A 235-nucleotide genomic window follows, 5' to 3' on the forward strand; every position below is an offset into this window, starting at 1 on the left:
ACTGAGCTACGCCCACCATATTGCGTCACAAAAAAGCCATTCAACTTCTTTGCTGAACCTCATCAGGCCTGCGGCAAGAATGAAGCTTTAATTGGTGCGGATGAAGAGACTCGAACTCTTACGCCTCGCGGCGCTGGAACCTAAATCCAGTGTGTCTACCAATTCCACCACATCCGCAGATGAAGCTTTTAAAGCAAAGGCGCCAGACTGTTACATCTGGCGCCTTTCGAAATAT

At 48.5% G+C, this 235-nt stretch carries 1 tRNA gene; it reads right to left on the reverse strand.

Annotated elements, in window-relative coordinates:
- Nucleotides 1–92 precede the first annotated feature (92 nt).
- A tRNA-Leu gene (locus OC71_RS26730) sits at nucleotides 93–177 on the reverse strand.
- Nucleotides 178–235 lie beyond the last annotated feature (58 nt).

Origin of the sequence: Pseudomonas sp. W15Feb9B, assembly GCF_000828175.1 — a bacterium.
GTDB lineage: Bacteria > Pseudomonadota > Gammaproteobacteria > Pseudomonadales > Pseudomonadaceae > Aquipseudomonas > Aquipseudomonas parakoreensis.